19 protein-coding genes are annotated in these 21,373 nt (G+C 70.0%); 5 read left to right on the forward strand and 14 right to left on the reverse strand.

All coding sequences use genetic code 11. The features are described from left to right. Positions 1–10: 10 nt before the first annotated feature. A complete protein-coding gene (locus tag ACFVXC_RS08620) occupies positions 11–730 on the forward strand; it encodes an ABC transporter permease (protein WP_389902850.1) in 720 nt (239 codons plus the stop codon). 413 nt (positions 731–1,143) lie between these two features. Here the strand turns inward: ACFVXC_RS08620 and ACFVXC_RS08625 are convergent, their stop codons facing one another. The 9 genes from ACFVXC_RS08625 to ACFVXC_RS08665 all read right to left on the reverse strand — a co-directional run bounded on the left by ACFVXC_RS08625 (position 1,144) and on the right by ACFVXC_RS08665 (position 11,417). Continuing rightward, on the reverse strand, positions 1,144–2,016 hold the full coding sequence (locus tag ACFVXC_RS08625) for an HAD family hydrolase (RefSeq protein ID WP_389902852.1): 873 nt from the start codon (positions 2,014–2,016) through the stop codon (positions 1,144–1,146). Then, positions 2,013–3,302: a serine--tRNA ligase gene (gene serS / locus ACFVXC_RS08630; RefSeq protein WP_389902855.1), complete on the reverse strand. Its 1,290-nt coding sequence runs from the start codon at positions 3,300–3,302 to the stop codon at positions 2,013–2,015. Before serS ends, ACFVXC_RS08625 begins: the two co-directional genes overlap by 4 nt. Before the next feature lie 606 nt (positions 3,303–3,908). Beyond that, entirely contained in the window at positions 3,909–4,844 is a 936-nt protein-coding gene (pheA, locus tag ACFVXC_RS08635; protein ID WP_389902857.1) for a prephenate dehydratase, read from the reverse strand. Between the two features lie 194 nt (positions 4,845–5,038). After that, entirely contained in the window at positions 5,039–6,295 is a 1,257-nt protein-coding gene (gene efeB / locus ACFVXC_RS08640; protein ID WP_389902859.1) for an iron uptake transporter deferrochelatase/peroxidase subunit, read from the reverse strand. Between the two features lie 11 nt (positions 6,296–6,306). Continuing rightward, positions 6,307–8,397 carry a copper resistance CopC/CopD family protein gene (locus tag ACFVXC_RS08645; RefSeq protein ID WP_389902862.1) on the reverse strand — a complete coding sequence of 697 codons (2,091 nt, stop codon included), beginning with the start codon at positions 8,395–8,397 and terminating at the stop codon, positions 6,307–6,309. Between the two features lie 14 nt (positions 8,398–8,411). Next, entirely contained in the window at positions 8,412–8,903 is a 492-nt protein-coding gene (locus tag ACFVXC_RS08650; RefSeq protein ID WP_389902865.1) for a copper chaperone PCu(A)C, read from the reverse strand. Continuing rightward, positions 8,900–9,550: an SCO family protein gene (locus tag ACFVXC_RS08655; protein ID WP_389902866.1), complete on the reverse strand. Its 651-nt coding sequence runs from the start codon at positions 9,548–9,550 to the stop codon at positions 8,900–8,902. Before ACFVXC_RS08655 ends, ACFVXC_RS08650 begins: the two co-directional genes overlap by 4 nt. Before the next feature lie 80 nt (positions 9,551–9,630). Next, positions 9,631–10,362, reverse strand: coding sequence for a YcnI family protein (locus ACFVXC_RS08660; protein WP_389903052.1), 732 nt, complete (start codon positions 10,360–10,362; stop codon positions 9,631–9,633). A 224-nt stretch (positions 10,363–10,586) separates the two neighbouring features. Then, positions 10,587–11,417 carry a hypothetical protein gene (locus ACFVXC_RS08665; RefSeq protein WP_389902869.1) on the reverse strand — a complete coding sequence of 277 codons (831 nt, stop codon included), beginning with the start codon at positions 11,415–11,417 and terminating at the stop codon, positions 10,587–10,589. Positions 11,418–11,747: 330 nt separating this feature from the next. Between ACFVXC_RS08665 and ACFVXC_RS08670 the strand changes: the two genes are divergently transcribed. Continuing rightward, entirely contained in the window at positions 11,748–12,191 is a 444-nt protein-coding gene (locus ACFVXC_RS08670) for an ATP-binding protein (RefSeq protein WP_389902870.1), read from the forward strand. 23 nt (positions 12,192–12,214) lie between these two features. On the opposite strand, the gene ACFVXC_RS08675 is transcribed toward ACFVXC_RS08670, so the two are convergent. Next, positions 12,215–13,690 carry a PLP-dependent aminotransferase family protein gene (locus ACFVXC_RS08675; RefSeq protein ID WP_389902872.1) on the reverse strand — a complete coding sequence of 492 codons (1,476 nt, stop codon included), beginning with the start codon at positions 13,688–13,690 and terminating at the stop codon, positions 12,215–12,217. Between the two features lie 41 nt (positions 13,691–13,731). Between ACFVXC_RS08675 and ACFVXC_RS08680 the strand changes: the two genes are divergently transcribed. Further along, positions 13,732–14,295, forward strand: a complete 564-nt coding sequence (locus ACFVXC_RS08680) for a carboxymuconolactone decarboxylase family protein (RefSeq protein WP_389902874.1) — start codon at positions 13,732–13,734, stop codon at positions 14,293–14,295. 96 nt (positions 14,296–14,391) lie between these two features. Here ACFVXC_RS08680 and ACFVXC_RS08685 read toward each other — a convergent pair whose 3' ends face one another. Both ACFVXC_RS08685 and ACFVXC_RS08690 read right to left on the reverse strand, forming a co-directional pair. Beyond that, a complete protein-coding gene (locus ACFVXC_RS08685) occupies positions 14,392–15,888 on the reverse strand; it encodes an aminopeptidase P family protein (protein WP_389902876.1) in 1,497 nt (498 codons plus the stop codon). A 147-nt stretch (positions 15,889–16,035) separates the two neighbouring features. Next, positions 16,036–17,469, reverse strand: a complete 1,434-nt coding sequence (locus tag ACFVXC_RS08690; protein WP_389902878.1) for a PP2C family protein-serine/threonine phosphatase — start codon at positions 17,467–17,469, stop codon at positions 16,036–16,038. Positions 17,470–18,009: 540 nt separating this feature from the next. On the opposite strand from ACFVXC_RS08690, the gene ACFVXC_RS08695 reads away from it, so the two are divergent. Next, a complete protein-coding gene (locus tag ACFVXC_RS08695) occupies positions 18,010–18,687 on the forward strand; it encodes a bifunctional DNA primase/polymerase (protein ID WP_389902880.1) in 678 nt (225 codons plus the stop codon). Positions 18,688–18,744: 57 nt separating this feature from the next. Continuing rightward, on the forward strand, positions 18,745–19,329 hold the full coding sequence (locus ACFVXC_RS08700; RefSeq protein WP_389902882.1) for a hypothetical protein: 585 nt from the start codon (positions 18,745–18,747) through the stop codon (positions 19,327–19,329). A 204-nt stretch (positions 19,330–19,533) separates the two neighbouring features. Here the strand turns inward: ACFVXC_RS08700 and ACFVXC_RS08705 are convergent, their stop codons facing one another. After that, on the reverse strand, positions 19,534–20,499 hold the full coding sequence (locus tag ACFVXC_RS08705; RefSeq protein ID WP_389902885.1) for a DUF5926 family protein: 966 nt from the start codon (positions 20,497–20,499) through the stop codon (positions 19,534–19,536). 250 nt (positions 20,500–20,749) lie between these two features. Then, positions 20,750–21,367 (reverse strand): ATP-binding protein, encoded by a 618-nt coding sequence (locus tag ACFVXC_RS08710; RefSeq protein WP_389902888.1) that lies wholly within the window; start codon positions 21,365–21,367, stop codon positions 20,750–20,752. Between the last annotated feature and the right edge of the window lie 6 nt (positions 21,368–21,373).

A 21,373-nucleotide genomic window follows, 5' to 3' on the forward strand; every position in this document is an offset into this window, starting at 1 on the left:
GGGAGCCATCGTGTACGACCCCACTGTCGCCCGGCTCACCTACCGGGCCCTGCTCGGCCGCCGCCGGGCTCTGATCCTCTTCGCCCTGCCCGTCCTGCTGATCGCCATCTCCGCCGCGGTCCGCGGATTCAGCGGAGCCGACGACCAGGTCGCCTCCGACCTCCTCGGCGGCTTCGCGCTCGCCACGATGGTGCCGATCATCGGCGTCATCGCGGGCACCGGAGCCATCGGCCCGGAGATCGACGACGGCTCCGTCGTCTACCTCCTCTCCAAGCCGGTCAAGCGGCCCACGATCATCGTCACCAAGCTCATCGTCGCCATCGCCGTCACCATGGCCTTCTCCGCGGTCCCGACCTTCATCGCGGGCATGATCCTGAACGGCAACGGCCAGCAGATCGCCGTGGCGTACACCATCGCCGCCCTGGTCGCCTCCATCGCGTACGCCGCGATCTTCCTGCTCCTCGGCACCATCACCCGGCACGCGGTGGTCTTCGGACTCGTCTACGCCCTCGTGTGGGAGGCCCTCTTCGGGTCCCTCGTCTCCGGGGCGCGCACGCTCAGCGTCCAGCAGTGGTCGCTCGCCGTCGCCCAGAAGACCGCGGGTGGTGACCTGGTCACCTCGGACGTAGGACTACCGGTCGCCACCGTGCTCCTTGTCGGCGTCACGGTCCTCGCCACGTGGTACGCCGGGCAGAAGCTCCGGTCGCTGAAGCTGGCCGGGGAGGAGTAGTGACTGAGGAGCGGCCACTGAGGAGCGGCCGATGATGAGCAGCCACTGAGGAGTCATTAATTCAGTGGCGGGCGATGTGGGCGCGCGGGCACAGTAGTTGTCGACAGCGAAGTTGTTGTCACCGCGCCATCACCCTGGCGCCCGCCTACTGGGAGAGGAGCCGACGTGTCCATCAGTAGTCCGTCGAGTTCCCAGCAGGGCAGCCCGCGGCAGGCCTCGGAGTAGTTACTCACTCCGTAGAGCCCCGCCCACGGGGGAGTTGCCCGGGGCGGCCGCTTCGAGCGCGCACTTCACTGCGCGGGTCGCCCACCCAACGTCGCACTGAGCCGGGCACCGAATCTTCCGGTGCCCGGCTCAGTGCGGTTACCTAAGCCGTCCTAGCCGTCCTAGCCGTCCTAGCCGTCCTAGCCGTCCTAAGCCGTCAGGAGTCGCTCGAGCACCGTCGCGATGCCGTCGTCCTCGTTCGACGCCGTCACCTCGTCCGCCACCGTCTTGAGTTCCTCGTGGGCGTTGGCCATCGCCACGCCGTACGCCGCCCAGCCGAACATCGGGATGTCGTTGGGCATGTCCCCGAAGGCGATCGTGTCCGCCGCCTTCGCACCCAGGCGGCGGGCCGCGAGGGAAAGGCCCGTCGCCTTGGAGAGGCCGAGGGGGAGCAGTTCGACGACGCCCTCGCCGGCCATCGTCACGCCGACCAGACCGCCCGCCACCTCACGGGCCACCGCCGCCAGCGCGTCGTCGCTCAGGCCCGGGTGCTGGACGTACACCTTGTTCAGCGGAGCCGACCATAGATCGGCGACGTCCGTGAACGGGACGACGGGCAGCGGACCCTCCTGCACCAGGTACCCGGGACCGACGATCACCTCGCCGTCGAGGCCGTCACGGCTCGCGGCAAGCGCCAGCGGGCCGATCTCCGCCTCTATCTTGGCGAGGGCGATGCCAGCCAGCTGCCGGTCGAGCGTGACCGACGTGAGGAGCCGGTGCTCGCCCGCGTGGTAGACCTGCGCGCCCTGCCCGCACACCGCCAGGCCGTCATAGCCCAGGTCGTCGAGGATGTGCCGGGTCCAGGGAACGGCACGGCCGGTGACCACGATGTGCGCGGCGCCCGCCGCGGTGGCCGCGGTGAGCGCGTCGCGCGTGCGCGCGGAGACCGTGTCGTCGGAGCGCAGGAGCGTTCCGTCGAGGTCGGTCGCGACGAGCTTGTACGGGAACGACGGCGTGGGAGAAGACGGCGTGGGAGAGGACGGCGTGGAAGAGGACGGCGTGGCGGGAGCAGGGTGACTCACTTGTTGATGGGCTCCAGGATCTCTCGTCCCCCCAGGTACGGACGCAGTACCTCGGGCACCCACACGGAGCCGTCGGCCTGCTGGTGATTCTCCAGGAGGGCGACGATCGTGCGCGGGACGGCGCAGAGCGTGCCGTTCAGCGTCGCGAGCGGCTGCGTCACCTTCTTGCCGTCGCTCTCGTCGCGCATCCGGATCGACAGACGGCGGGACTGGAAGCTGTCGCAGTTCGACGCGGAGGTCAGCTCGCGGTACTTGCCCTGCGTCGGGATCCACGCCTCGCAGTCGAACTTCCGCGACGCCGACGAGCCCAGGTCGCCCGTGGCCACGTCGATCACCTGGAACGGCAGGCCGAGGCCGGTCAGCCACTGCTTCTCCCACTCCAGGAGCCGCTGGTGCTCGTTCTCGGCGTCCGCCGGGTCGACGTACGAGAACATCTCGACCTTGTCGAACTGGTGCACGCGGAAGATGCCGCGGGTGTCCTTGCCGTACGTGCCCGCCTCACGGCGGAAGCAGGGCGAGAAGCCCGCGTACCGCAGGGGGAGCTTGTCGGCGTCGATGATCTCGTCCATGTGGTAGCCGGCGAGCGCTACCTCGGAGGTGCCGACCAGGTAGTAGTCGTCCTTCTCCAGGTGGTAGACGTTCTCGGCGGCCTGGCCGAGGAAGCCCGTGCCCTCCATGGCGCGCGGGCGGACCAGGGCGGGCGTCAGCATCGGGATGAACCCGGCCTCCGTCGCCTGAGCGATCGCCGCGTTCACCAGGGCCAGCTCGAGCAGCGCGCCCACACCGGTCAGGTAGTAGAAGCGCGATCCTGAGACCTTCGCGCCGCGCTCGACGTCGATGGCGCCGAGCGCCTCGCCGAGCTCCAGGTGGTCCTTGGGCTCGAAGCCCTCAGCCGCGAAGTCGCGAGGAGTGCCGATCGTGTCGAGGACGACGAAGTCCTCTTCGCCGCCGACCGGGACGTCCGGGTGGACGAGGTTGCCCAGCTGCCCGAGGAGACGCTTGGTCTCCTCGTCCGCCTCGTCCTGTGCGGCGTTGGCCGCCTTGACGGCGGTGGAGAGCTCGCCGGCCTTCTTCAGGAGCTCGGCCTTCTCGTCACCCGAGGCCTTCGGGATGAGCTTGCCGAGCGCCTTCTGCTCGGAACGGAGCTCGTCGAAGCGGAGCCCGGAGGACCTGCGCCGCTCGTCGGCGGAGAGCAGGGCGTCGACGAGCGCGACGTCCTCTCCACGGGCGCGCTGGGAGGCGCGAACACGGTCGGGGTCCTCACGGAGCAGGCGAAGGTCAATCACCCCACCAGGCTACCGTCGAGCAGTTCCGGCTCTCGACTCGATATTCCACGCTGTGGCGTTATGACCGATTTGCCGGAATGGGAATTCCGGAAAGCGGCTCGATGGGTTCCGGGTCGGTACAGGGGTCGGTTCCAGGTCAACGGAAAGTGTGTCATTCCCCGATATGAGGCAGAAGGGGCTTGCTCCCTTGACCCGATCCCCTTGCGCGGAACGGGACTTGACGCGCCGGTTGTCCACAGGAGTATCCCCTGTCGAAAAGTTATCCACAGGCTGTGCGAAAGATCTGTGGATGCCGGAAGGGATCGTTCCGAAAGCCGCATGCGCGACGAAGGATTCCCGTCCCAAACCACCCTCACACCCACTTTCGAGTGGAAATGGTTCGCTCCAAAGAGTTGATCAATGGAAAAGAGTGGACGAGGGGTGACGTGCTCGACTGTGGACGGACTTGTGGGTTGTAGGCCGATTTGTCGACCATGTCACGCTTCGTTGTCGACTTGTCCCCAGGTCGAGAAGGGGGCCTGTGGATAACTTTGTGGACAACGTAAATCAGCAGGTAAGACCGCTCAGGAACCGCTCAGGGAGCGCTGAGGAACCGCTGAGGACCGATCAGAACCGGCCGTCCTGGCACTGCGTCAGCCAGTCCGAGGCCGCAAGGAACTCGCCATCGGTCGTCCCGGGCCGCAGCGGCGGCAGGTCACTTGGCGCCACCCCCGCCCGCGGGTACGACCCGAGGAAGCGCACCTGCGGGCAGATCCGCTTGAGGCCCATCAGGGCCTCGCCCACGCGGCGGTCCGTGATGTGTCCTTCGGCGTCCACGGAGAAGCAGTAGTTACCGATGCGCTGGCCGGTGGGCCGCGATTCGATCCGCATCAGGTTGACCCCACGTACGGCGAATTCCTGGAGCAGTTCGAGCAGGGCGCCCGGGTGGTCGTCGCCGAGCCAGATGACCACCGAGGTCTTGTCCGCACCGGTCGGTGCGGCGGGGCGGGCCGGGCGGCCGACCAGGACGAAACGGGTCTCGGCGGTCGCCGCGTCGTGGATGTCGTCGACCAGCGGTTCGAGACCGTACGTCGCCGCCGCGAACTCGCCCGCGAAGGCCGCGTCGAAGCGTCCCTCCTGGACCAGGCGCGCGCCGTCCGCGTTCGACGCCGCCGACTCCCACAGGGCGTCCGGGAGGTTCGCGGCGAGCCAGTTGCGGACCTGGGGCTGGGCCACGGGGTGGCCGGTCACCGTCTTGATGTCCTTGAGCTGTGTGCCGGGCCGCACGAGCAGCGCGAAGGCGATCGGCAGGACGACCTCGCGGTAGATCATCAGGGGCTCGCCCTTGGCGAGTTCGTCGACGGTGGTCGTGACACCGCCCTCGACCGAGTTCTCGATCGGTACGAGCGCCGCCGCCGCGTCGCCACTGCGGACCGCGTCAAGGGCGGCCGGTACGGACACCATCGGGACGAGCTCCCTGGTGGCCGCTTCCGGGAGCGTGCGGAGGGCAGCCTCGGTGAAGGTGCCCTCGGGGCCGAGATAGGTGTAGCGCATCGCCGACATACCGTCACCCTAATGGCCCGTACGTGGCATGGCTCACGCGTCTCACGAAGCGGCAACCGCCTCCCCCGTGCACAGGTACAAGGGATGAGCATGAGGCGCGCCCTTCCCCGGCTCACCCCTTCTACGGTTCAGCCCTTCCCCGGCTCACCCCTTCCCCCGGTTCACCCCTTCCCCCGGCTCACCCCTCCGACGGTTCACCCCTCCAGCAACCGCTGCCCCACGTACTCGCCCTTCGCCGCCCCGCCCGGCACCGCGAACAGGCCGCTCGCCTCGTGCCGGATGAACTCCGAAAGGGCGTCCCCCCGGTCGAGCTTGCGCTGCACCGGCACGAAGCCGCGGAGCGGGTCGGCCTGCCAGCACACGAAGAGAAGGCCCGCGTCCGGCTCCCCGCCCTTGTCGAAACCGTCGTGGTACGAGAACGGGCGGCGCAGCATCGCGGAGCCGCCGTTCTGGTCGGGCCGGGTGATGCGGGCGTGGGCGTTGAGGGCGATGACGTACTTGCCGTCCGCGCCCGCCTTCTCCAGCTTCGGCTCGGTGGTCTCCATACCGCCGGTCAGCGGTGAGCCGTCCGACTTGTGGCGCCCGATGACCGCCTCCTGGTCCTTGACGCCGAGCTTCTCCCAGTCGTCGAGGAGCATCCGGATGCGACGTACGACGACGTACGAGCCGCCGGCCATCCACGAAGGGCCCTGTGCGGCTCCCGAGGCGGGAACGTAGATACGTCGGTCGAAGTCGTCCTGCGACGGCTTCGGGTTGTTCGAGCCGTCGATCTGGCCCATGAGGTTGCGCGTCGTCATCGGCTGCGCGGTCGCGCCGGGCGAGCGGTTGAACCCGTTCATCTGCCAGCGCACCCGCGCGGCGTCCCCCGCCTCCTTCTGGATCGCGCGCAGCGCGTGGAAGGCGACGAGCGGGTCGTTCGCGCCGATCTGCACCCACAGGTCGCCGTCGCTGCGTGCCTTGTCGAGGTGGTCGGAGGAGAAGTCGGGCAGCGGGTCGAGCGCGGACGGGCGCTGCTTCTCCAGGCCGGTGCGCCCGAAGAAGCTGTGCCCGAAGCCGAAGGTGACCGTCAGGGACGACGGCCCCGCGTCGCGGGCGACATCCGTGTCCTCGCCCGTCGTGGCCTTGCCCGCCATCAGCCGCTCGGCCGTCGCAGACCAGCGGCGCAGCAGGGCGGCCGCCTCCTTGCGGCCCGCGCCCGCCGCCAGGTCGAAGGCCACCAGATGGCCGCGGGACTGGACGGGCGTGGTGATGCCCGGCTGATGTTTCCCGTGAAACATGACCTCGTCCGTGCCGAGGGACGTCAGCGACGCCGCACGGCCCGTCGACGAGGCGCCCGAGGCGTCTGAGGGCGCCGCGGCATACCCGGCCGCACCGCCCGCCGCGCCGAGCGCGAGACCGGTGGCGCCGGCGGTGCCGATCAGCCGCCGCCTCGAAATCCCGTTGTCCGCCATGGTGGTTCCGTTCAGCCGATCTGCGCGTTCTTGTTCACGGTCACTTGGTCGATGTCGGACGTCCGGACGGTCACCGCGATCTTCCAGTCGCCCGCCATCGGAATCTGCACCCCGCTCGAACTCCAGTGTCCGGTGGCGATGTGGTCGGGGACGACGGGCAGTGGGCCGAGGTCCTTCGACTTGAGGGTGAACGAGACCTTCACCTCGGGGATGTCGAACGCGCTGCCGTTCGGCCGCTTCACGAAGATGTGCATGTCGTTGCTGCCGGTGCGGCCCGGGTCCAGGTCGAGCTGCAGGGTGCCCTTGCCGTCGGAGGAACCGGTGTCGAAGGGGATCTTGAGGGTGAGCGGTCCTGACCGCTGAGCGGCGGCCGCCGTCTTCGAAGCTGCCGCTTCCTCCTCCGTGCGCCCAGGCTCGGTGGAGGTGAGGATCGTGGTGACGGCGAGCAGGACGACGGCGACGCCCGCCTCGGCCAGCACGGAGCGGCGCAGGCCGGAGCGGTTGGGGTCGGCGTCGCGGATCCGCTTCTCGCGGGCGGTGCTCATGGCGGCCCGCTGGCGGGCGAGCTGGGCGGAGCGCGTCGAGTCCTTGGAGTCCTGAGAGCCCTTGGACGTCTTGGACGTCTTGGAGTCTTTGGGATCCGCGCCGGTGGCCCCGGCGGGCACCGTCACCGGCTTCTTCTCCACGCGCTCGGCCACGGCGTTCTTACCCGCGTGCTTCTCCGCGTGCTTCTCCGAACGCTTCTCCGAACGCTTCTCCGCGCGCTTCTCGACGACGGCCGCCGCCGCGGCCTCCGGGGCCATGTCGCCCGCCTGTTCCGCGATCCGTGCCGTCCAGCGCCGCGAGATCCAGGCTATGCCGACGAGGACGGCCACCAGGCCGACCTTGAGGAGGAGCAGCTGTCCGTACCGCGTACCGGTGAGCGCCGACCACGAGCCGACCTGCCGCCACGATTGGTAGAGCCCGGTCGCGGCGAGGGCGATGACGCTGCAGAACGCCACCCGTGAGAAGCGCCGCACCGCGTCGCTGTCCACCGACGGCGCGAAGTAGAGGGCGACGACGAGCGCCGCGAGCCCGCCGAGCCAGGCGGCGACGGCGAGCAGGTGCGCGATGTCCACGGGCATGGCGAGTCCGGCCTGGATACCGGTCGACGCGTGCTCGGCCATGGCCCAGGTCGCGCCGAGCCCGAGGGCGACGACGCCTCCGCCGATCGCGAGCCCGAAGGTGAGGTCCTTGCGTTCCTTGGGGTCGGTCCGCTTCTCGTACGCCCCGAAGAGCACCGCGATGAACAGCGCGGCGGCGGCGAGCAGCAGCAGCCGTGAGACCAGCGCGGCTCCCGTCTTCGTTTGAAGTACGTCGCCGAGCTTGGCCATGTCGAAGGCGTCGGCGAGCTTCCCCGACCCGGTGTAGGGCGCGCGCAGCAGGAGCAGTACGAGGGTGGACGCGGTGAGCGTGACCCAGCCGGACACCACGAGGCGCTGCACGGGACGCACACCGGCGCCGCGCGGCCAGCAGCCGAGCACGAAGGCCGCCCCGCCGACGACGAGGATGAATCCGGCGTACGAGAGGTAGCGCGCGAAGCCGTAGAGACCGCCGACGAATCCGCCGCCCACTTCCTGGTCCGGCAGCGCGACCTTCGTGTCGGACGGCGCGCCCACGGAGAAGGTGAAGGCACCGGAGATGGGGTGGCTGTCGGCGGAGACGACTTGGTAGGCGACGGTGAAGGTGCCGTCGGGCAGTCCCTTGTGCAGCTTCACGCCGTAGGTGTTGGACCCGAGGTCACTGGTCTTGCCGGTGTCGACGCGCTTGCCGGCCGGGTCGAGCACCCGTACGGAACCGTCGGACATGGCGACCTTCTCGGAGAAGGTCAGCGACACACTGGCGGGCGCCTTGTCGACCACCGCCCCCTGCTTGGGGTCGCTTCCCGTCAGCGCCGCATGGGCGGAGACGGGGGCCGCCGCGGCGAACAGCGCGCCGAGGAAGACGGCGACGACGAGCACGAGCCGTCCGACGCCGGGTGGTATCCCGAAGCGCGCTGCGGCCCCGGAGCGAGCTCTGGTGGCCCCGGAGCGGGCTCCACAGCGGGGAGCGATGGTCTGCATCAGCGATCAGTCCCTCAGTGCGACGCGTGCTTGCCGGGCTTGGGGTTGTACGTGGCGGCCTTCACCGGAACCTCGACCTCGATCGGGTCCGACTTCTCGAAGTGCAGCGTCACCGCGACCTTGTCGCCCTGCTTCGGCTTGTGCTTGAGCTCCTCGAACATGAGGTGGTTGCCGCCCCGCGCGAAGTCGAGCTCGCCGTTCGCGGGTACGTCGAACGACTTCTGCTCCTTCATCGCGCTGCCCTTGGTGCTGTGCAGCGTGACCTTCTCGGCGATGGAACTGGTCACCGACGTGAGCTTGTCATCGCCGCCCTTGTTCGTGACGGTGAAGAACCCGGAGGCCATGGTGTCCATGGCGGGCTCGGGCATGAAGGCACCGGCGACCTTGAGCGCGGGCCTGTCCGACGCCTTGGCGCCTTCCTTGTCGCCGGACGAGTCCGAGCAGCCCGCGAGGGCTAGCCCCGCCGTCAGCGCCATGGCCCCGCTGATGAGTGTGCGGCGGTTCACGGAGTCGCTCCCTTGATGATCTTGGGGAGGTCCTTGGTGTAGTCGTCCACGGTGGTGTCCTCGCCGTACAGGAGGTAACCGGCGTCGGTCTTCGGCGAGAACGCGATGACCTGCGTGCCGTGCATCGAGACGACCTTGCCCTTCTCCTTCTTGGAGGGCTCGATGCTGATGCCGAGGGTGCGGGCGCTGCCCTGGATGGTCTCGAAGTCACCGGTCAGACCGATGAAGTCGGTGTCCTGGGCCTTGAGCCACTTGCCGAGGGCGGCAGAGGTGTCGCGCTCGGGGTCGGTGGTGACGAAGACGACCTGGAGCTTGTCCTGTTCGGCCTTGGGCAGCTGCTTCTTGGCGACGGCGATGTTGCTCATCGTCAAGGGGCAGACGTCCGGGCAGTTGGTGTAGCCGAAGTAGATGAGCGTCGGCTTGCCCTTGGTCCGCTCGCGCAGGTCGTACTTCTTGCCGTGCGTGTCCTTGAGGACGAGGTCCGGCTTCTCGAAGGGCTTGTCGAGGATGGTCGCGGCCTTGTCCCCGTTGGACTCGACGGAGACGTCCGCGACGGGCTTCTTGCTGTCGTCACCACTGCCGCAGGCGGACAGGGTGAGGGTGGCCGCGGCCAGCATGGCGGCGGCGAGCAGCTTCTTCTTGCGCATACGAAAATGTCCCAGATGTGAGGGGGCCCGGGCGCACCGGGGGCAGGCGAAACGCCCCCGGTGCGGCCCGAAGGGGTGGCTCAGCTGTTGGTGCGCCGACGTCCGGCGAGCACGCCGAACGCCACACCGGCGGCGCCGACGACGATGCCGACGATGCCGAGGACGCGGGCGGTGGAGTCGCTGCTGTCGGAGGAGGCGGCGGACTCGCTCTTGTCGCCCGACTTCGCGTCTTCCTTGGCGTCGTCGTGCGAGGCGGCGGCGCCGTGGCCGTCCTCGGAGGCGGCGGTGAGCGCGAGGGCCGGAGCCGGGTGCTCCGGCTCCTCCTGGCCCTTCTGCTGCGGCTCGATCCAGCGGACGACGTCCTTGTTGTCGTACGTCTGGACGGCCTTGAAGACCAACTCGTCGGCGTCCTCGGGGAGCGCGCCGATGGACAGCGGGAACTTCTGGAAGGAGCCCGGCTGGACACCCTTGCCGTCGGCGGTCCAGGTGACCTTGGAGACGGCCTCGTCGATCTTCTCGCCGTGCATTTCGAGCGGCTTGTCGAGCTTCGTCTTGGTGACCTTCACGGTCCAGCCGGGTACGGGCTGCGTCATGACGGAGGCGAGCGGGTGGTCCTCGGGGAAGGACACCTCGACCTTGTTGGTCGCGGCGTCGTCCATCTCGTTCGGCACCTTGAAGTTGACCGTGGCGTAGCCGCCCTTGGCGGCCTCACCCTCGGCCGTGACGCTGACGTGCGCGAAGGCGGGGACGGAGAGCAGCAGGACGGCGGTGGCGGCGACGCCACCGACGACGGAGACGCGGGAGGCCTTCACAGCCTTCACGGCCTTCACGGAGGACAGGCCGGACAGAGCAGACAGAGCGGACAGAGCAGACATGGCGGAACACTCCACTTTCAGCGGTGGTGACCAGCAGTGCTGACCGGGTCAGCAGTGGTGATCAGGGGAGAGGGCGCGGCGACGAACCGAGCGGCACGCGCGCGTGGACGCCGCGAGGCGTGACGCACCTCTCCGTAGTGCTGCGGCAGGAGTGCGTCGCGTCAGGCAGCGAGTGCGAGTGCGGCGGCGGCCGGCGGACCCCGCCTGGTCACCGTGTGCTGGAGCGCGGTGGTGTGCGGCTTCGGTGGTACGAGGAAGGTGGCGCGCGGAGTCCGGGCAGCCACGCCGGGCGCTCCGGGGAGGCCGGCTCGCAGGGCGCGTACGAGTGCGAGCGCCCCGCGCAGGGAACGTACAAGCGCCCCTTCGGCGACTCCGTACGCCCCGTGGGCCGAGAGCCGCACGAGTCGAAGGAGCGCGATGTCGCCGCGGCGCAGCAGCCATCCGGCGGCGACGGCGGCGAGTACGTGCCCCAGGAGCATCGGAAGCGACGGGAGCAGCGACATCGAGTCCATCGCGGTGTCCGCCGCCGTGGCCGCGGCCGGGGCGCTGTGCTGGTGCATGGCGTGGCCCGTGGCCCCGCCGCCCGGCTCGATGCCCGACGTCGTCAGGATCCGGTGTGCCTGGGCGGGGCTGAGGTTGGCCGCGCCCGCCCCGCACATCAGACGCGCGGCACGCTCCACCAGGGAGGTGTCGGCGGTCGCCACCGCGGAGCCGCCGTGCTGGCCCGCCCCGAAGAGGGCGTGCAGGCCCACCTGACCGGCGGCGAGCAGGGCGGCGATGCCCGGCAGCGAGCGCTCACGCCCGGCGAGCGGTGCCGCCACGGCGAGGACGGCGATGAAGCCGACGCCGAGTGTCCACAGCGGGACGGCGGCGCAGGAAGCGAGCACATGGCCCCCGGCGGACAGCACGACGCAGAGCACGGCGAACACCGCGGCTCTCAGCAGCCGGAGATCGAATCCGGCGCGCACCTCGCGCTGGTGGGGGGCAGTCATGGCCGGAACATCATCGCACTGGGCTTACCCGCCGCATACGGCAGGTCCGCAAGCTCCCATGCGTGCCGATACGCGCCGATGCATGCGAATCGGTGGCGACTGGTGCCGATTGGTGGCGATCGGTGCCGGTCGATCCCCATCAGCACCGAATGGGTGTCTTCGCGGAATTCTCTTCGGGGCTCCGAAGTGCCTTGTGGGGGACGTGTCTACACCGTCCCGAGTCGTCCGCGCGTCGGCCGTATGGGCGGCATCACGTCAACTGCGCGCTTATACACAGGCGCTTGCGGCAATACGTATCGGTATGTCGAGCCGCGGCCAGGAGGCTGGAGCATGAGCATGTGGTGGTCTCTCCATTTGCGGCGCGAAGCTGCGAGCGTCCCGCTGGCCCGTCGGCTGCTGATCGGCACGATGGAGACCGCGGGGGTGGATCCCGACGTCTCGTACGACCTGTCGGTGGCTCTCAGCGAGGCCTGTGCCAACGCGGTCGAGCACGGCGGGGCGACGGTCTCCGAGGGGGCGGCCGGGGCCTATCGGGTGACGGCGTACCTCGACGGCGAGAAGTGCCGCATCGAAGTGGCTGATTCCGGTCCAGGATTCGTTCCCGTCGCGCAGCGCGCATCCGACACCGCCGAACACGGCCGGGGCCTCTATCTCATCCAGGAGCTCGCCGATCATGTGCACTTCGGCAACAGGCCGGGGGGCAGGGGCGGCGCGGTGATCAGCTTCGACAAGATCCTCAAGTGGCGTGAGGACACGCCGCTCGTCACGGCCTGAGGGCGCTTGACGGCTCCTGTCGCTCAGCCGGGTGGCAGCGCCCTGCACAGGGCTTCGAGCGCCGCTCCGTAGGCGTGCTCCGGCGGCGTGGAGTAACCGACGACCAGACCGTCGGGCGCGGGCATCGTGGCCTCCGGGTGGCGGAATTCGGCGAGGCCTTCCAGCGCGAGGCCCTGCCAGGCGGCTGCCTTCGCCGTGGACTGTTCGGTGCCGGGCGGCAGCCGCAGGACGGCGTGCAGGCCCGCGGCGACACCGGTCGGGCTGATGTGCGGGGCGTGCGTGGCGAGGGCGTTGACCAGCTGATCGCGGCGGTGACGGTAGCGCTGACGCATGCGGCGGATGTGCCGGTCGTAGTGGCCCGACTTGATGAGGTCGGCGAGCGTGAGCTGGTCGATGACACTGACCCACGCCTCCCGTTCGCCCTTCGCCGCGAGCACCCCTTCGATGAGGTGTTCGGGCAGAACGAGCCATCCCAGGCGCACCCCCGGAGAGAGGCTCTTGCTCACCGAGCCCATGTAGACGACGCGTTCGGGGTCCAGTCCCTGTACGGCGCCCACGGGCTCCCGGTCGTAGCGGAACTCGCCGTCGTAGTCGTCCTCCAGGACGAGGCCGTCGCGGGTACGCGCCCAGTCGATCACCGCCGCGCGCCGGGACGGGTGCAGGGGGCCGCCGGTAGGGAACTGGTGTGCGGGCGTGAGCAGTACGCTCCTGATCTGCTGACTCTCGGTCAAATCCTCGGTCCGAGCGCCCTTTTCGTCGAGGCCGAGCGGAACCGTCCGTACGCCCGCGGTGTCGAGGATCGACCGATGGAAGCCGAGCCCGTACGACTCCACCGCGATGGGGTGTCCCCTGCCCGAGCGAAGCCGAGAGCTTGGGGAAGGTCCGTGCAACACCCCGCCTCCCCCGCTCCCGAACAGCAGCCGCAGGGCGTGCGCGAACCCGGAGCACACCACGATCCGCTCCGGATCGGTACGCACCCCGCGAGCGCGCCCCAGATAGCCCGCAAGCGCCCGGCGCAGTTCGACGCGCCCCTGCGGATCACCTGGTCCGAAGGCCTCGTTCGGCGCGGAGTTGAGGGCGCGCCGGGCCGAGGCGAGCCAGGCGGTGCGCGGGAAGGAGGCGGCGTCCGGCTGGCCCTGGCGCAGGTCGTACGTGGGCGTCGCGGGCGTCGTCGGCCGGGTGGGCGTCCGCTTGGGGAGGCGGCCGCGCGCGGGAGGCGCCGCCCGTTCGGCCACCCGCGTGCCTGATCCCTGCCGCGCGGTCAGCCAGCCCTCGGCGACCAGCTCGGCGTAGGCGTCGGCGACGGTGTTGCGGGCGATGCCCAGATCGGCGGCGAGGGAGCGGTAGGGCGGAAGCCGCGTACCGGGAGCGAGCCGCCCCTCGCGCACGGCGTCGCGCAGCGCGCGGATGAGCACGGCGCGGCGGCCTCCCGCCCCGGAGAGCTCCAGGTGCAGGTCACTCCCGATGCGCTCGGCCAAATTGACCCATGATTCCGCCATGAAAATGCACCCTAGTCGAGGTCTTTCCGGCCCGTAGATTCATGGTCATGACGAACAACGAGAACACCACGCAGACCGCCGCACAGGCCGCCACGCAGGCCGCCACGCAGGCCGCCGCGCAGGCCGCCGCACAGACCTCCGTGCCGCCCCACACCCACGCCCCCCGCCTCAACTTCGCCAAGGCCGCCCCCAAGGCGTTCAAGGCCGTGATCGGACTCGACGCAGCCGCCCGCGATGGCCTCGACCCGGCCCTGGTCGAGCTGATCCAGATCCGCGCGTCGCTCCTCAACGGCTGCGCCTACTGCCTGCACATGCACACCTCCGACGCACGCAAGGCGGGCGAGGACGAGGTGCGGCTGCACATGATCGGCGTCTGGCGCGAGGCCAGGAACTTCTTCACGGAGAAGGAGCAGGCGGCGCTCGACCTGACCGAGGCCGTCACGCTCGTCCACCAGGGCGGCGTCCCGGACGACGTCTACGCCCGCGCGGCCGCGCACTTCGACGAGACGGAGCTGGGCCACGTCCTGGCCCTGATCTTCACCATCAACACCTGGAACCGCATCGCCCTGAGCACCGCCAAAGTGGCGGGCGAGGACGAGCGCTGAGCCCACGGAGAAGATCGCCAGGCTCCGGAAACGCAGAACCGGGCCCCTTCTTAAGAAGAGGCCCGGTTCTTAAGAAGAGGCCCGGTCGCGGGACGCTCAGCCCTTGAGCTCGGCCATCCACGCCTCGACGTCATCGGCACGCCGCGGCAGCGCGGCCGACAGGTTCTTGTTGCCGTCGGCCGTCACGAGGATGTCGTCCTCGATCCGCACGCCGATGCCGCGGTACTCCTCCGGCACCGTCAGGTCGTCCGCCTGGAAGTACAGACCGGGCTCGACCGTCAGGCACATGCCGGGCTCCAGGACACCGTCGGCGTACGTCTCACGGCGCGCGGCCGCGCAGTCGTGGACGTCCATGCCGAGCATGTGACCGGTGCCGTGCAGGGTCCAGCGGCGCTGGAGACCCAGCTCCAGGACGCGCTCGACCGGCCCCTCGACGAGCCCCCACTCCACGAGCCTCTCGGCGAGCACGCGCTGTGCGGCGTCGTGGAAGTCGCGGTACTTGGCGCCCGGCTGCACCGCCGCGATGCCGGCCTCCTGGGCCTCGTACACGGCGTCGTAGATCTTCCGCTGCAACTCGTCGAAGCGGCCGTTGATCGGCAGCGTCCGCGTCACGTCGGCGGTGTAGTACGTGTGCGTCTCCACACCTGCGTCGAGCAGCAGCAGCTCCCCGGAGCGCACGGCGCCGTCGTTGCGCACCCAGTGCAGCGTCGTGGCGTGCGGGCCCGCGGCGCAGATCGAGCCGTAACCGATGTCGTTGCCGTCGACGCGGGCGCGCAGGAAGAACGTGCCCTCGATGTAGCGCTCGCTGGTCGCCTCGGCCTTATCAAGGACGCGTACGACGTCCTCGAAGCCGCGGGCCGTCGAGTCGCACGCCTTCTGCAGCTCGCCGACCTCGAACTCGTCCTTGACCAGCCGTGCCTCGGAGAGGAAGACGCGCAGCTCCTCGTCGCGCTCGGCGGTGACCTTGTCGGTCAGAGCGGCCTCGATACCGGCGTCGTAGCCACGGACGGCCCGGACGGGACCGGTCGCCTCGCGCAGCCGGTCGGCGAGCTCGCGCACGTCGGACGCCGGGATGCCGTACAGCGTCTCGGCCTCGGTGAGGGAGTGCCTGCGGCCGACCCACAGCTCGCCCTGGCCGTCCAGCCAGAACTCGCCGTTCTCGCGGTCGGAGCGCGGCAGCAGATAGATGGTGGCCTCGTGGCCGCTCGTGCCGTCGGCGAAGTCCGTGGGCTCCAGGACCAGGACGCCGTCCTCGGTCTGGTTGCCGGTCAGGTACGCGTACTCGACGGAGGAGCGGAAGGCGTACTCGGTGTCGTTCGAGCGGGTCTTGAGATTGCCCGCCGGGATCACCAGACGCTCGCCGGGGAAGCGCGCGGAGAGCGCCGCGCGGCGCTCGGAGGTGTGTTCGGCCTGGGCGATCGGCCGCAGGTCGTGCAGCTCGGTGTCGGCCCATCCGGACTTCATGTTCTCGGCGAGCTCGTCGGAGACGCCCGGGTACAGCCCGTTCTTGCGCTGCTTGATCGGCTCTTCCTCGGACTCGATCTCCAGGTCTTCCGGGTTCTCCGGGTTTTCCCGAATGAGCTCCTCCGACACGATCTGCCTCCTATGTACGACACTGGACCCCCTCCATCGTACGGGCGTACGGAAGGGGGCCCAGAGCCGGAAGGCCCATTACATGCCGTATCGCGGACGTCACTCGGAGCGGGCCGCCGGACGTCACTCGGAGCGGGCCGTCGGACGTCACTCGAAGCGGGCCGCGAGCAGAACCACGTCCTCGTCGCTGTCGACCGTGTCGAGCCCGTCCGGCAGCATCGTCCGCAGGACGTGATCGGCGAGCGCGTCCGGGTCGTCGCGCACCGTTCTCGGCACGCTCGCCGCCGCCGCGTGCAGCCGCGCGAAGGCCCGGTCCATCGGGTCGCCGGTGCGGTGCAGCAGGCCGTCCGTGTAGAGAAGCACCGTTTCTCCAGGCTCGGTCTTGAACTCCATGCTCGGCGCCTCCCAGCAGGCGAGCATCCCGAGCGGCGCCGAGAGAGAGGTCTCCACGAACTCCGTGCGCCGTTCGCCGATCACCAGGGGCGGGCTGTGCCCCGCTCCCGCCAGGATGATCTTGCGCTGCGCCGGTTCGCAGTAGGCGAAGAGGGCAGTCGCCGACCGCGCGGGCTCGGTGAGCCTGAGAAGCAGCTCCAGATCGGACAGTACGGCGACGGGGTCCTCGCCCTCCATCACGGCGTACGCGCGCAAGGAGGCCCGCAGGCGTCCCATCGCGGCGACGGCGCTCGGTCCCGACCCGGTGACGGAGCCGACCGCGAGGCCGAGCGCCGCGTCGGGCAGCGGCAGGGCGTCGAACCAGTCGCCGCCTCCGCGCGCGCGGGTGCGGTGCCGGGCGGCGAGCCGCACCCCGGCGACCCGCGGCAGGCGTGAGGGCAGCAGCTCTTCGCGCAGGGTGGACTCGGTCGTGCGGGCGCGGTCCAGTTCGATCAGCCGCGCCAGGTGCTCGGCGGCCTGGCGCGCGTAGAGGCCGACGAGGTGGCGCTGGCGCTCGCCGGGTTCCGCGGGCTCGTCGTACAGCCAGACGGCGGCGCCGATCCGGCCCGCGGCCTCGGAGGTCAGGGGCAGCGCGTAGCTCGCGGCGTAGCCGAGGCGGGTGGCGACCTCGCGGTGGCGGGGGTCGAGGGTGCTGTCGGCGAGCAGATCGGCGTTGACGATCTCGGTCTCGGCGCCGGGCGGCGCGGACGGCGCGTCGAGGAGCCGCCCGAAGGCGGTGGCGGCGCGGGGCACCGTCTCGATGTGGCCGAGGTCGGCGCGGGTGAGGCCGAGGCCGATGGTGGTGTCGGGGCCGAGCCGGTCGGCGGGCTCCAGGACGAGCAGGCCGCGGCGGGCGCCGACCAGGGCGGCTCCGGCGTGCAGGAGCTCGTGCAGGGCCTCGTCGAGGGTGACCGTCCGGGCCAGGCGCTCCGTGAGCTCCTGCAGGGTGGTCAGATCGGAGACCCAGCCCGCGAGCCGGTCCTGGATCATGAGGGTCGGTGCGCCCTGGGCCTGTGGTGCGGGCGGGACAGTGTGGTCTTGTGGCGGAACAGTTGAATCGATTCCGGCCACTTTCGGAAGATGCGGAGGGTTCATGGCTGACGGCTTTCCGGCCGGTGCGTATTGCTCAATAGCATCGCAAACCCCCATGTCATTCTGCGCCGCTAGCAATGTTCTCCACATCTACACGCACTGGTTAGGGGATGTCCAGCATTGTCCGGCTGGGATTCGTGGTGTCCGTGGGAGTTCTGTGGCATATCAGCGATCTTGTTAACTTGGCTCAAAAGCGCCCGAGGCGGCGGTCTATTGCGATCGACTGAGTTTGTTCAACAAGGGGGTACCTCTCAAGCCCTCAGGCTCGGGAGGCGCGTCACAGCGGCCGTGATGGGTACGTACTCGGTGATGACCAGGGGCAGTTGAGATCCGCCCGGAACCTGGTGAAGGAACCGGGCGTCTTAACTCACGACGACCGTGCCCCATCCTCCCGTGGGGGAGGCGGCGAAAAGTACGCGGGACAGCAAACGCCAGGCACCGCCACCCCACGCCACGCTAACGCTCGGCCCCTAGGGGTTCCCCATGCCGCAGGCTGGGGTGTGATGCGCCAGTTCTACGCACAGCGAAGTGATCCACACATGGTGTGATGTGGCCCGCCGTGTTCCTCGGCGTGTAAACGGAAAGGAACGAGCGCTCATGCGCGAGATCCTCGGAAGGCGACGCAGGCTCCTGTCCAGGCTCACCGGCAGGAAGTCTGACCAGAGTCCCGGTCTGCTCGGCGCGGCTTTGACCTGCACGACGGCATGGAAGTGGTCCGTGGTGCCGGGCGTCGGGCTCGACCGGCGAGACAGTACCCGCTGCACCTGCCCCGACCTCGACTGCACAGTGCCAGGAGCGCATCCTCTCGATCCCGGCCTCCTTGCCGCGACGACCGACGAGCGCATGGTGCGCTGGTGGTGGACGAACCGCCCGGACGCGCCCATCGTGCTCGCGACCGGCGGCAGCGCTCCGTGCGCCGTCAGCCTGCCCGCGATCGCGGGTGCGCGCGCCCTGGCCGCGCTCGACCAGACGGGCATCAGGCTCGGCCCGGTCGTGGCGACCCCCGCCCGCCTCTTCCTGCTCGTCGCGCCGTACTCCATGGAGCAGTTGGGCGAACTGCTGTACGCCAAGGACTACGTCCCCGGTTCTCTGCGCTTCCACGGAGAGGGCGGATATCTCGCCCTGCCCCCCTCCGGGACGGGCCAGGGTCCTGTGACCTGGGAGCGCGCTCCGCTGCCCGGTTCCGCGGCGCCGTGGGTGCCCGATGTCGAGGCCGTGGTGGACGCGGTGGTGGACGCCCTCACTCGTACGGGTGTGAGCGCGCCCGAGTTGTAGGGGAAATGGGCGTGCGGCGCGCCGGACGCCCATCAAACGTCGTTAATGTCAGGGCCCATGAACCCCCGCCTGATCGCGCTCATGGGCGTCGTGGCCATTACGGTTCTCCTGCCGCTCGCCGGCGCGTCCGCGGGACCCGTGGGCGACGGTGACGCCGAAGCCAAGCCGCTGGAGCGGCAGGCGGACGCGGCACCGGCGGCGGCGCCGGACCCCGACGCGAAACGGCCCTCTACGGAGAAGCCGACCTCGAAACGGCCTTCTACGGAGGGCTCGTCGCTCCTTTCGGGACTCGGCCTCGACGGCGCCGCCCAATGCGGCCCCGAACTCACCTCGCCCAAGGGCATCGAAGCCCAGACCTGTGTCCTGACCCAGGGGCACGACACCTGGGGGCGCACGTACTACCGCAACACGACCGGCGACGAGCTGGACGCCGTACTGACTCTCATGGGCCCCGGCGGACGCACCGTGCAGATGCACTGCGCGGTGGGCGCGGCGGATGAGCCGGGGGCGTGCGAGACGCCGCGGGAGCCTGCGACGGGGAATGCGGAGGCGTATTCGGCGGTGGTGGAGTTCGCCGACGGGAGTGGCGGACCGTTGCTCCTGCGCTCCGGAAGCAACTCCGGGCGGTCGACGGCCAGTTGATACCGCAGGTCAGACCGGGCGGAGGGCCGGACATGAAAGCGCCCGGTTGCTGGCGACGGGGGATGCACCAGCAACCGGGCTATCTGAACGGTAACAAGAGATCTGCTCTGGGCAAATTCGATCTCGGATATCCAGACAGGGATTTACCTGCGACGACGGGGAGTTGTGACAGGAGTCACGCCCCCCGACCGACTGACTGGTGGGTCAGCTCAGCGTCACCTGGCGGTTGGTGAGACCGCCGCGGGCCCGGCGCTCCTCCGGCGTGAGCGGGGCATCGCTGTCCAGTGCCGTCGCGAGCCGCTCGGCGAACTCGGCGGCGGGCTTCTCGATGTCCTCGGCGCCCATTCCGGTCGGCAGGTCCCACACCGGCACCGTCAGGCCGTGCGCACGGAAGGAGCCGACCAGACGGGTGCCTTCGCCGAGACTCGACTTACCCGCTGCGTGCAGCCGGGCGAGCGCGTCGAGGAGCTGCTCCTCGGGGTGCGGCATGACCCAGCGCAGGTGGTTCTTCTCCGGGGTCTCGCACCAGTACGCGGAGTCCACGCCGGAGAGCTTCACGGTCGGGATCGCGGCGGCGTTCGCCCGCTCCAGGGACGCGGAGACCTCCGTGGACGCGTTCTCCGAGTCCGGCACCCAGAACTCGAAGCCCGCGTGCACGATCGGCTGGAATACGCCGTCGGGGTCGAGGACGTCCTGCAGGCGCGGTCCGTCGGCGGGGGCGCGGCGGGCCTGGACCGGAGAGCCGGGCTCGGCGGTCAGGGCGCGCTGGAGGGTGTCGGCGAGGTCGCGGCTGATGTCGCCGGACGCGGTGTCGTTCTGCAGGCCGAGCAGGACCGAGCCGTCGTCGCGGCGCAGCGCGGGCCAGGCCATCGGAAGGACGGTCGCCAGGGACACGGAGGGCACACCGTCCGGCAGCCCGTCCTTGAGGGGCAGTTCGACGGTCGCCGCCGGGACGAGCTCGCGCAGAGCCACCCAGTCGCCCTCGCCGGGCAGGCCTTCGAAGGGGCGCTGCACCAGTTCGGTCACCGCGTGCGCGGCGGCCCGGCCGTGACAGGCCTTGTAACGGCGGCCCGAACCGCAGGGGCAGGGTTCGCGGGCACCGACGACAGGGACCTGCCCGTCCGTCAGCTGCGGCTGCTTGCCCTTGGTCTGAGGGCGCTTCTTGGCCATCTTGGGTGTCTCCCGGATGCGGCTTTCCAGCGTGGCTCTTCGTACGTCTTGGGCGTACGGGCGCGAGCCTAGTCGCTCACCCACAGGGGGTCGGGAATCGGCCTGAGCCGGTCCGCGTCGGCCGAGCCAAGTCGAGGCCGTGGGCCGAGGCCGTGGGCCGGGGTCTGTGCCGAGGCCGTCAGCCGCGGTCGTCGATCAGCCCCATGGCCGTCGATCAGTCGCGGTCGTCGATCAGCCCCATGGCCGTCGATCAGTCGCGGTCGTCGAAGGGGTCCGCGTACGCGAGGTCCGGTATCGCGGCGCGCGACGGGGGCACGACGCGCGTAGCGAAGTCCTCGTGACGGTGACCCGCGTGGACGACGACCCACACCGTGACCTCGCCGTGGGTGTCGTCGCGCACGCCCCACGCGTCGGCGAGGGCCGTGATGATGTTGAGCCCGCGACCGCCGTGCGCGGTGACCGAGGGCGTGGCGGGAACGGGGCGGGTCGGGCCGCCGCCGTCCGTCACCTCGACCGTCAGCCGTCCCGTCGTGTCCATGTGCCAGGCGGCCCTGACGTCACCGTCGCCCACCATTCCTTCGCCCAGCGGCCTGCCGTGCCGACAGGCATTGCTGAGCAATTCCGAAAGGACAAGTACGGCATCGTCGACGACCGATTCAGGCATCCCGTTCATGCGCAGCTGATCACGCATCCGATGCCTTGCTTCCCCCACGCCCGACGGGCCATGAGGTACGGCCATGCTCGACGACGCGGGCACCTCCCGTGCCACCACCAACGCCACCCCCGAGACCTCCTTCGCCCCACGCCACGGTGTGAATGCCCCAATGGACTGGACCGGAAACCGGCCAATCCGGGTGCGGTGACGCACTCGTAA

The organism is Streptomyces sp. NPDC058257, from assembly GCF_042881845.1.
Classification (GTDB): domain Bacteria; phylum Actinomycetota; class Actinomycetes; order Streptomycetales; family Streptomycetaceae; genus Streptomyces.